This window comes from Actinospica durhamensis (assembly GCF_018139695.1).
GTDB classification, from domain to species: domain Bacteria; phylum Actinomycetota; class Actinomycetes; order Streptomycetales; family Catenulisporaceae; genus Actinospica; species Actinospica durhamensis.
The window spans coordinates 1-9,885 of the sequence record NZ_JAGSOG010000295.1 but is presented as its reverse complement, the minus strand read 5'-3'; the positions used below and the strand labels follow the sequence as shown (position 1 = coordinate 9,885).

Here is a 9,885-nt window from a genome sequence, read left to right as displayed (position 1 = left end):
CCCCGCGTCTCCCCCCTCCTCCAAGGAGTAGATGATGTCCGCTGCCAGTCCGGCGCAGACCGCGCCCACCGGTGCCACCCGCCGCACTGTCCTGGCCACGTCGGCCGTGGCCACGCTAGGTCTCGCCTCCTCCGCGTGCGCCTCGAGTTCTTCGGGTTCGGGCTCGGCTTCGGCCGGCGGCTCGTTCACCTACTGGTCCATGTGGAAGCAGACTGAACCGCAGGCCAAGGTGATCCAGGCCGCGATCGCCGCGTTCACCAAGGACACCGGCATCAAGGTCACGGTCCAGTGGAAGGGCCGTCAGGTGGTCCAGCAGCTCGGCCCGACCCTCAACACCGCGCACGTCCCGGCCGACCTGGTCGACACCTCCGACCGGTACGCCTACTCCGGCCTGCAGGCGCTGGGACAGGCCCTCGACCTGAGCCCGGTGCTCTCGGCCTCCGTGCCGGGCGAGTCCGGCACGGTCGCGGACGTGATCCCGAAGCACTACCGGGACCTGGCCACCACCGGCGGCACGCTCTGGCAGCTGCCTTACGAGATCCTCACCACGCAGATCTGGTACAACAGCCGCGCCCTGCCGTCGGTGGCCGCCAACCCGCCGGCCACCTGGGAAGCGTTCACCACGCTGCTCGCGGCCCGGAAGAAGGCGCGCGGCGGTTCGGGGCCGCTGGCCCTGGACGCCGACATCGCCGACTACGGCGCCTACTGGACCTACTTCTCCGTGCTGCGGGAACTCGGTCCGGGCGCGTTCGGGAAGGCGGCGAAGGACACCACAGGCGCCTCGTTCCAGCAGGCCGGGTTCCTCACCGCGTTCGGACGGATGGAGGCGCTGGTCTCCGGCGGCGACTTCGTGCCCGGATACAACGGGTCGAAGTGGCCGGCCGTCCAGGACGGCTGGGCCGAGGGCAAGTCCGACTTCCTGCTGCTCGGCACCTTCGCGCCAAGTGAGACGCAGGAGTTCGCCACCTCCGGCTTCACCTATCGCTCCTTCCCGTTCCCGCCGGCCGCCGCGGGCGGGGACGACACCCAGGACATTTCGCTGATCGGCTTCTCCATCCCGAAGAAGGCGCGCAACGCCGCCGCGGCCCAGCGCTTCATCGCCTACTTCATGGCCAAGGAGCGGCTCGAGGGCATCTCCACCCAGGCCGGCAACCTCACCCCGCGCACGGACATCCCCGCGCCCGCCGAACTGGCCGACGCGCAGAAGGCGCTCGCCTCGGGCAAGGTCACCGAGACGCTCGACGGGGTCAAGGAGACCGCCGCCGAGTGGTACACCAAGGTGTTCTGCCCGCTCAACACCACCTTCCTGGACGGCGGCACGAGCGCGGCCGCCTTCGCCGCGAAGCTCGCCTCGGGCACCGCCCAGTACTGGAGCACCGCGGAATGACGGCACAGACCACCGACCGCCCCGCGGCGCGCTCCCACACGGGCGCGCCGCGGGCGGGGGTGCGCCCCGGCCGGCGCACCGCCCGCTCCGGCCGACCCGTCGGCCCGCACGTGCGCCGCAGCAGTCCCCTGATCGCCGGGCGGCGGCGCCTGTTCTGGCCGCTGCTGCTGCCCGCGCTCATCGTCTACACCGGCCTGTTCGCCGGGCCCTCGCTCTTCACCGTCTGGCTGAGCCTGAACAAGTGGGCCGGGGCCGGGCCGATGAGTTTCGTGGGCCTGCGCAACTACCGGCGCATCTTCGCCGACCCGGTGTTCACGCACGCCTTCGTCAACACGCTCTGGATCGTCTTCGGCGTCGGGGCGCTGACCTTCGCGGCGGCGTTCGGGCTGACCATGGTGCTGCGGGAGATGCGCGGACGCAAGGCCGCACGGGCGGTGCTGTTCTTCCCGAACATCGTCCCGAGCGTGGCCCTGTCCATCCTGTGGGGCTTCCTGTTCCAGTACGGCGGCCTGGTCGACTCGGTCGTGCACGCCCTCGGGGTGGCCCAGCCGCCGAACTGGCTCGGGCAGTCCGACCTGTTCCGGGTCATCGCGATCGGCCTGGTGTGGACGTCCACCGGCTTCTACACCACGATCCTGATGGCCGCGGTCGACCAGATCCCGCCGGAGCTGTACGAGGACTGCGAGCTGGCCGGCGCCGGCGCCTGGCAGAAGTTCCGCAACGTCACGCTCCCGCTGATGTGGGACGTGGTCGGGGTGTGCGCGGTGCTGTGGACGATCAGCGCGGTGAAGGTGTTCGAGTTCATCTACACCTTCGCCGGCGCGGCCGGCCAGATGCCAAACCCCGGCGTCTGGAACACCGCCCTGTACACCTACGGCGAAGCCTTCGCCTCCGACGGCGTGCCCAGCTACGGCACCGCCGCGGCCAGCGCCGTCGTGATGCTCGCGCTCGTGGCGGTCCTGGTGGGACTCATCCGCCGGGTCATGCGCCGCGACGCCGTCCAGTTCTGACCTCCTCACCACGATCGGAAGACCAGCCATGGCCGTCACCGCTCCCGGCCGCTCCGCCCCGGGCCGCCGCTCCGCCCGCGCGCCGCTGCGCGCCCGCCTGACCGCCACCCGCTGCCTCGGCGTCCCGCTGGTGTGGCTGCTGGTGGGGTTCAACGTGTTCGTGGGCCTGTGGATGCTGCTGTCCTCGGTCAAGAGCGCGCGCGAGATCTTCACCAGTCCGTGGACGCTGCCGCACGATCTGCACCTGGACAACTGGGGTCGGGCCTGGTCGGAGGGCGGGTTCGGCCAGGCGGCGCTGAACACCGTCGTGGTGGTGGCCGGCACCGCCGTGGGCACGCTCCTGCTCGCGGCTCCGGCCGCGTACGTGCTCAGCCGGGTCGCCACCCGCTGGAACGGCGGCCTGATCCTGTTCTTCGCACTCGGGCTCGGCGTGCCGGCGCAGGTGGTGGTACTGCCGCTGTTCGTCGTGCTCAACGACCTGAACCTGATTGACACGCTGCAGGGCCTGTGCCTGGTCTACATCGCCAGCTCGCTGCCGTTCACGGTCTTCTTCCTCACCGGCTTCCTGCGCACGCTGCCGGTGGAACTGGAGGAGGCCGCGGCGCTCGACGGGGCCTCGGCGCTGCGCACCTTCTGGCAGATCATGCTGCCGCTCGCGCGCGGCGGGATCATCACGGTGCTGATCCTCAACATCATCCAGCACTGGGGCGAGACGGTGTTCGCCCTCGTGTTCATCCAGGACACCGACCACCAGACGCTCTCACTCGCGCTGCTCGGGTTCCTGCAGCAGATGCAGTACAACGGGGCCGACTGGGGCGGGCTGTTCGCCGGAGTGGCCATGGTGGTGCTGCCGCTGCTCGTGCTCTACGTCTGGCTGGCGCGGCGGATCATTGAGGGCATGACGGTGGGGTCGGTCAAGTGACCCCGGACGAGGCTGGCCTGCCGGGCGCCAGGGACCTGAAGTTCCAGCGCCTGGCCGAGCGGCTGCGCGAGCAGATCCACGGCCAGGCCTACCCGGGCGGCGCCCGGCTGCCCACCGAGCAGCAGCTGTCCGCGAGCAGTGGCCTGTCCATCAGCACCGTGCGACGCGCGGTGGACGAGCTGGTGGCCGAGGGGCTCGTGGTGCGCCGCCAGGGCGCCGGGACCTTCGTGCTGCCGCCGGCCGACCGGGTGCGGCGGCAGCGGCTGATCGGGGTGATCGTGCCCGACGCGGCCTTCTACTTCCCGCGGGTCCTGAAGGGGATCGAGACCGTGCTCTCGGCCGCGGGGGCGAGGCTGCAGCTGGCCTACTCGGACTACGACCAGGCCGCGGAGCTGCGCCAGCTCGAGGGAATGCTCGCGGCCGGGGTCGACGGGCTGCTGATCACCCCGACCCTGACCGGCTCGGTGCCCGCTGAAGCGGTGCTCGGCCGGCTGGCCGAGCTGTCGGTGCCCGCGGTGTTGATGGAACGGCGCGGGACCTCGCTCTCGGACCTCAACGAGCACGTGTGCACGCACCATGAGGCAGGGGCCTACGACGCGGTGCACCACTTGACCCGGCTCGGGCACCGCTCCATCGGCCTGGTGCTGCGCTCCGGCAGCCCCACCACCGAGCCGGTCGCGGCCGGATTCCACCAGGCCGCGGGGGAGTTCGGCGTCACCGTCGCGCAATTCCACGCGCTGCGCCAGGAGTGGAGCCCGGCTGCGGCGGACCGCTGCGTCGCCCTGCTGCGCGAGCACGCGATGACCGCCGCGGTGTGCTTCGGCGACCGCCAGGCAGCCCTGGTGGAGATCGCGGCCCGGCGCGCGGGGCTGCGCATCCCGGAGGACCTGGCGCTGGTCGCCTACGACGACGAGGTCGCGGACGTCGCCGACATCCCGCTGACCGCCGTCGCCCCGCCCAAGGAGCTGCTCGGGCGGATCGCCGCGGACCTGCTGCTGCGCCGCCTGGACCAGCCCGACCTGATCCGTCACCGCATCCTGCTGCGCCCGAGCATCGTGGTGCGCCAGTCCTGCGGGACCAATGTTTCGCTCGTCAGTACCCTGAGTTAGAACTGGAGTACCCGTGTCTGAGATCCGGCTCGGCCTGATCGGCGCCGGCGCAGTCGGCGCCCTGCACGCGCAGGCCGTGCGCGCTACCCCGGGCGTGACCGTGACCGCGGTCTGCGACATCGCCCCGGCCGCCGCGCGAGCGCTGGCCGAACCCTTCGGGGCGGCCGCGTTCGCCGAGCACGGCGCGCTGATCGCGTCCGGGCTCGTGGACGCGGTCGTGGTCAACACCCCGCACTCCCTGCACACCGAGATCGTCCGGGCGAGTGCCGCGGCGGGACTGCACGTGCTGGTGGAGAAGCCCATGGCGATCACCTCGCGCGACTGCGAGCTGATGGCGCAGGCGTGCGAGCAGGCCGGCGTGGTCCTCGCGGTCGGGCACATCCAGCACACCCTGCCGCCGATGGCCGCGGCCAAGGAGGCGCTGGAGCGGGGCCGGATCGGCGCGCTGACGGCGATCGACGACTGGCGTAGCACCGACTACCGCCCGGGCACCCGGCCCGACTGGTTCTTCGACCCGGCCGTCTCGGGCGGCGGGGTGTTCATGAACATCGGCGCCCACTGCGTGGACCGGGTGCTCTGGCTCACCGACCGTCCCCTGGCCTCGGTCGCCGCGAGCAGCGCCTACCGGACGGGCTCGCGGGTGGAGACCGACGTGCAGGCCCGGCTCGAGTTCGCCGACGGGCTGTGCGCGCACATCCGCGTCACCAGCGCGCCGCTGCCCACCCGCAACGAGATCGTGCTGTTCGGCGAGACCGGCACGATCCGGATCTGCACCGAGACCGGCGCCGTGCTCTATCCGCACGACAGCGCCGCGTGGGGGAGCAAGACCGTGCTGGCCGCGCCCGAGCCCACGGACGTGCCCGAGGCCTTCGCCACTCAGCTGGCCGCCTTCGCCGCGACGGTGCGCGGTGAGAGCCCGGCGCTGGTGGACGCCCGCCACGGCCGCCGCGTCATCGAGGTCATCGAGGCCGTATACGCGGCGTGCCGGACCGGACGGCCGCAGCGTCCGCGCGAGGCCGCGGCCCTGGTGGGCCGCGATGGCTGACGGGCCCGGCGGCGGGTGGCCGCTGGCGTTCAGCACGCTCGGATGTCCGGACGAGGGGCCGGAGTGGATCGCGGCGCTGGCCCGCTCGGCCGGGTGCACCGGCGTGGAGCTGCGCTGCTCCCGCGAGGAGGGGCCGTTCGCGCTCGAGCGGACCGGCGCCGAACGGGCGGCCGCGGCGGCCCTGCTGCGCGCCGCGGGTGTGGAAAAGCTCTGGGTCGCCTCGTACCTGCGCGTCGCGGACAACTCCCGCACCGATGCCGACTACGAAGCCGAACTCGCCGAGGTGATCGCCGCCGCGGTCGACATCGGAGCCGCGGCCGTGCGCGTCTTCTGCGGCGCGCCCGAGCCCGGCCCGGCTGCCGACGCCCTGGCCGCGCACCGCCTGAGCCTCGCGGCCGAGCGGGCCCACGCCGCCGGAATCAGGGTCCTGCTGGAGACGCACGACTCACACCCGCGCGGCGCGGACGTGGCCAGGGTGCTGCGACGTTGCGCGCACCCGGCGGCCGGAGCCGTCTGGGACGTGTTGCACCCCTGGCGCCACGGCGAGACGCCCGATCAGACCGCCCACCACCTGGGCCGATGGCTCGAACACGTCCAGCTCAAGGACGCCGCGTCCGCTCACGACCTGCACCCGCTCCCACTCGGCCACGGCGCGGTGCCGCTGGCCGAGGTACTACGCACCCTGATCCACCTCGGCTACACCGGCCGGCTCAGCCTCGAATGGGAACGCCGCTGGTATCCCGACGCCGCGCCGCTGGCCGAGGTGCTGCCCCAGGCCGCGGCCTGGCTGGCCCGGCACACCCCGCGCACATCTCCCGCAGACACATCTCCCGCAGACCTCGTCTAACTCCGGCGGCGTCGCCGGAGAAAGGAGCATGTCCCATGAACGCGCACCCTGACACCGACCCCGTCTCTCCCACCCACACCTCCGGCCTGACCCGTCGCAGGCTGCTGACCGCGGCCGGCCTCGGCGCAGGCGCGTTCGCCCTGCCGCTGGGCCTGGCCGCCTCCGCCGAAGCGAGCACCGACCCGTACGCGGCGCTGCGCACGACCTGGGCGACTTATCTGTCCGGCGGCGCCATCGATTCGAGCAACTCGGCCTACGCACCCGCCTTGGCGGGGCTGTCCGCCGAGACCGAGGCCTACCTCTCCACGATCCAGAGCGGCTCGGGCATCACCGCGCTGTGGGCGGACCTCCCGCTCGGCACCGTCTCCGGCAACCTGTCCACGACCCTCAAGCGGCTCAAGGCCATGGCGTTGGCGTATGCGACGCCGGGCACCTCCTACACCGGCAGCGCCACCCTCGCCGCCGCGATCGCAGCCGGACTCGACTTCATGGTGGCGGGACCGTACGCGGCCACGACCACGACCTACGACAGCTGGTGGGACTGGCAGATCGGCTGCACCCAGGCGCTCGAGGACGCCGCGATCCTGCTCTACGCCACGTTGACGACCACGCAGATCTCCTCGTACTGCGCGGTGATCGACGCCTTCGTGCCTGACCCGACGAAGCAGCTCACCGTCGCGAGCACCTCGACCACCGTGTCCGTCGGATCCAACCGGCTCGACCTGTGCCGCGCCGTCATCGTCCGCGGCGCGCTCGGCGAGAGCTCGACGGCGATCACCACCGGCGTCGCGGCCATCTCGCCCACCCTGCCGATGGTGCTGTACGGAGACGGGCTCTACCCGGACTACTCCTACCTGTTCCACAAGGAGATCGCCTACACCGGCACCTACGGCGAGATCTTCTTCTACGACGTCGCGGCGCTCGTCCTGCTGCTCGCCGGCTCGACCTGGGCCATCACCGACCCGAACCTCTCGGTCGTCTACGACGCGGTCACGGCCGGCCTGGCCCCGCTGGTCTACAACGGCCTGATGCTCGACAGCGTGCGCGGCCGGGCCGTCTCGCGCTACAGCGAGAGCGACGCGCAGGACGGATACACCGCCGCGATCACCCTGCTGCTCTACGCCCAGGCGGTGGCGGCGAGCGACCCGACCCAGGCCGCCGCCTGGCAGTCCACCGCCCTCGGCTGGCTCCAGCGCAACACCGTCACCACCGTCACCGCGACGCAGCAGCAGGTGGTGAACCTGACCACCGGCGCCGAGGTGGCCGTGGGCGCCTCGTACTTCGGCGTCTACGGCATCTCCCTCGCCGAGTCCGTCCTGAACGACACGTCGCTGACCGCGGCCGCCGAGCCCGTCTCGCACGATCAGTTCCCGAACATGGCCAGGGCCGTGCACCGGCAGCCCGGCTGGGCGTACAGCCTGGCGATGTCCTCGGCGTACGTGTCCCGCTACGAGTCGATCAACGGCGAGAACCTGCACGGCTGGTACACCGGCGACGGCATGGGCTACCTCTACCTCGCCGGCGACGCGGCCCAGTTCAACGACGCCTTCTGGGACACCGTGAATCCCGCCATGCTGCCCGGCACGACCGCCGACCAGGGCACCGTCGCGAACTCCGCGGGCCAGTCCACCCTGACCTCCTCGGCCTGGGCCGGCGGCTCGGTGGTGGCCGGCCGCTACGGCGCGGTCGGCATGCACCTGGCCGCGTACTCGACCAACCTCACGGCCGTGAAGTCCTGGTTCTGCCTCGACTCCCAGGTCGTCGCCCTCGGCGCCGGGATCACCTCGACCAGCGGCAACGACGTGCTCACCACCGTCGAGAACCGCAATCTGCACACGATCGGGAACAACACCCTGTACGTGGACGGCGCCGCGCAGACGATCAGCGCCGGCTGGTCGAGCACGGTCAGCGGCGTCACCTCGGCCTGCCTCACCGGCGTCGCGGGCTACTGCTTCCTCGGCAGCGGCGGCGCCGACGACGTCACGTTCGCGCTGACGAACCAGACCGGGAACTGGCACGACGTCAACACCTCGGCCCCGACCACCCTCGCGGACGACACCCGGCCCTACCTGAGCATCGCGATCGACCACGGCGCCGACCCCAGCGGGGCCGCGTACGCCTACGCGATCCTGCCCGACGCCACACCTGCGCAGACCGCGACGTACGCGGCGAGCCCGACCGTCACGGTCCTGAGCAACACCACGACGGCGCAGGCGATCAGCGACCCGACCCTGGGCGTGACCATGGCGAACTTCTTCGCCGCCGGAACCGCCGGACCGATCACGGTCAACGCGCCCGCCTCGGTGTCGATACAGGCCTCCGGCACCAGCCTCTCCGTCACCGTCTCCGACCCCACCCGGACCGCCACCACCGTCCTCGTCACCGTCGCAGTGTCCGGATACGTCTCGGTCAGCGCCGCAAACCCGACGGTGACGGTCCTGTCCACCGCCGGCGGCCAGATCCAGCTGCTGGTCGAGACGGGTGGATCGCATGGCGCCGGACACAGCGTGGCACTCTCCTCGACCGGCACCGCTCCGGCGTCGGGCACCGTCACCACCCTGCCCGCGACCGACACCACGTTCGTGCGCGGGGGCACCTACGCGGCCGTGAACTACGGCGGCGAGACGCAGATGGACGTGAAGAACTCCACCGCCTCCTACACCCGTATCAGCCTCCTGAAGTTCGACGCCTCGGCCGTGACCGGGACCGTGGAGCGGGCGGTGCTGTGGCTGCGCGGCTACGTCGACGACAGCAACGGCGACCAGGCCACCCTCACCGCCTACGGGCTGAGCGGCAGCAGTTGGAGCGAATCCACCGTCACCTACGCCACCGCGCCCAGCCTCGGCACCGCCTACGGCACCGGCCAGATCACCACCACGGCCGACTGGATCGGCCTGGACGTCACCGGCCTGGTCTCGGCTGCGGCCGGCGGATCCGCCGCGATCGGCGTCTACGAGCCGGCGGCCGGGCTCTCGGTGATCCTCTACACCCGCGAGGCGGCCGCGGGCACCACCCCGTTCCTCGAGGTCGTCACCACCTGACCCGGCCGCGCCCGCCGCCGCTCGAGCCGGGTACCTTCGGTGCAGAGTCCGGCGGCGGTGCGCCCGAGCCGGCGCCCGCGTCGGCGGCCAGGCGCCGGGCCCGCGAAGGTGAAATTCGGGTGCGGGTTTCCTGGACGTTCGCTGCAAGCCCGCCCCGGTCCGGGTGGCCGGAGCCGATGCCCGGCGCCCGGGGCCGCGGCGGGCGTTCAGCGGCGTTGCAGGCGACGCTCAAGCAGGCTTCAGTCGCGCGGTGTCGACTGGCCTCGAAGTCCCGGGGACGGATCGCGGCTTCGGAGGGTGACGCTGTGCGGCCACGGCCACCGGGGACGGCCGGCCGCGTCGGGGTCCGCGTCACCGTGCCGACCCTGCCGACCGCGTCCGCCGTGACGGCGCCGTCACCCCCGTCCGAGAGGTTCCCTCCACGTGACCGATCCGCTCACCCCAGCCGAGGCCAAGTCCGCGTCCGCGGTCGCCGTGGCGAACCCCCCGGAACCGCCCCCCGCGGCCCCGGCGCTGTCTCTTAT

General features: G+C 72.2%; 8 protein-coding genes. 7 read left to right on the top strand and 1 reads right to left on the bottom strand.

Annotated elements, in window-relative coordinates:
- Positions 1 to 189: hypothetical protein (locus KDL01_RS34830; protein WP_212532954.1), on the bottom strand; the 189-nt coding region annotated here is incomplete at its 3' end.
- Positions 190 to 199: 10 nt separating this feature from the next.
- On the opposite strand from KDL01_RS34830, the gene KDL01_RS34825 reads away from it, so the two are divergent.
- Genes KDL01_RS34825 through KDL01_RS34795 form a run of 7 tightly spaced genes read left to right on the top strand, consistent with a single transcriptional unit; the run spans position 200 to position 9,361 of the window.
- Positions 200 to 1,387 (top strand): ABC transporter substrate-binding protein, encoded by a 1,188-nt coding sequence (locus tag KDL01_RS34825; RefSeq protein WP_212532953.1) that lies wholly within the window; start codon positions 200 to 202, stop codon positions 1,385 to 1,387.
- Positions 1,384 to 2,397, top strand: a complete 1,014-nt coding sequence (locus KDL01_RS34820) for a carbohydrate ABC transporter permease (RefSeq protein WP_212532952.1) — start codon at positions 1,384 to 1,386, stop codon at positions 2,395 to 2,397. The genes KDL01_RS34825 and KDL01_RS34820 overlap by 4 nt, the downstream gene beginning before the upstream one ends.
- Before the next feature lie 28 nt (positions 2,398 to 2,425).
- A complete protein-coding gene (locus tag KDL01_RS34815) occupies positions 2,426 to 3,319 on the top strand; it encodes a carbohydrate ABC transporter permease (RefSeq protein WP_212532951.1) in 894 nt (297 codons plus the stop codon).
- Entirely contained in the window at positions 3,316 to 4,428 is a 1,113-nt protein-coding gene (locus KDL01_RS34810) for a substrate-binding domain-containing protein (RefSeq protein ID WP_212532950.1), read from the top strand. The genes KDL01_RS34815 and KDL01_RS34810 overlap by 4 nt, the downstream gene beginning before the upstream one ends.
- A gap of 13 nt (positions 4,429 to 4,441) precedes the next feature.
- On the top strand, positions 4,442 to 5,473 hold the full coding sequence (locus KDL01_RS34805) for a Gfo/Idh/MocA family protein (protein ID WP_212532949.1): 1,032 nt from the start codon (positions 4,442 to 4,444) through the stop codon (positions 5,471 to 5,473).
- Complete coding sequence (locus KDL01_RS34800) at positions 5,466 to 6,320, top strand: sugar phosphate isomerase/epimerase family protein (RefSeq protein WP_212532948.1); 855 nt, start codon at positions 5,466 to 5,468, stop codon at positions 6,318 to 6,320. Before KDL01_RS34805 ends, KDL01_RS34800 begins: the two co-directional genes overlap by 8 nt.
- A gap of 35 nt (positions 6,321 to 6,355) precedes the next feature.
- A complete protein-coding gene (locus tag KDL01_RS34795) occupies positions 6,356 to 9,361 on the top strand; it encodes a polysaccharide lyase family 8 super-sandwich domain-containing protein (RefSeq protein ID WP_212532947.1) in 3,006 nt (1,001 codons plus the stop codon).
- Positions 9,362 to 9,885: the final 524 nt, after the last annotated feature.

What these genes read in the sequence shown, in the direction of transcription:
- KDL01_RS34825 (WP_212532953.1), top strand. Translation starts at nt 200, where the DNA reads ATGTGGAAGCAGACTGAACCGCAGGCCAAGGTGATCCAGGCCGCGATC.
- KDL01_RS34795 (WP_212532947.1), top strand. Translation starts at nt 6,356, where the DNA reads ATGAACGCGCACCCTGACACCGACCCCGTCTCTCCCACCCACACCTCC.
- KDL01_RS34800 (WP_212532948.1), top strand. Translation starts at nt 5,466, where the DNA reads ATGGCTGACGGGCCCGGCGGCGGGTGGCCGCTGGCGTTCAGCACGCTC.
- KDL01_RS34820 (WP_212532952.1), top strand. Translation starts at nt 1,384, where the DNA reads ATGACGGCACAGACCACCGACCGCCCCGCGGCGCGCTCCCACACGGGC.
- KDL01_RS34815 (WP_212532951.1), top strand. Translation starts at nt 2,426, where the DNA reads ATGGCCGTCACCGCTCCCGGCCGCTCCGCCCCGGGCCGCCGCTCCGCC.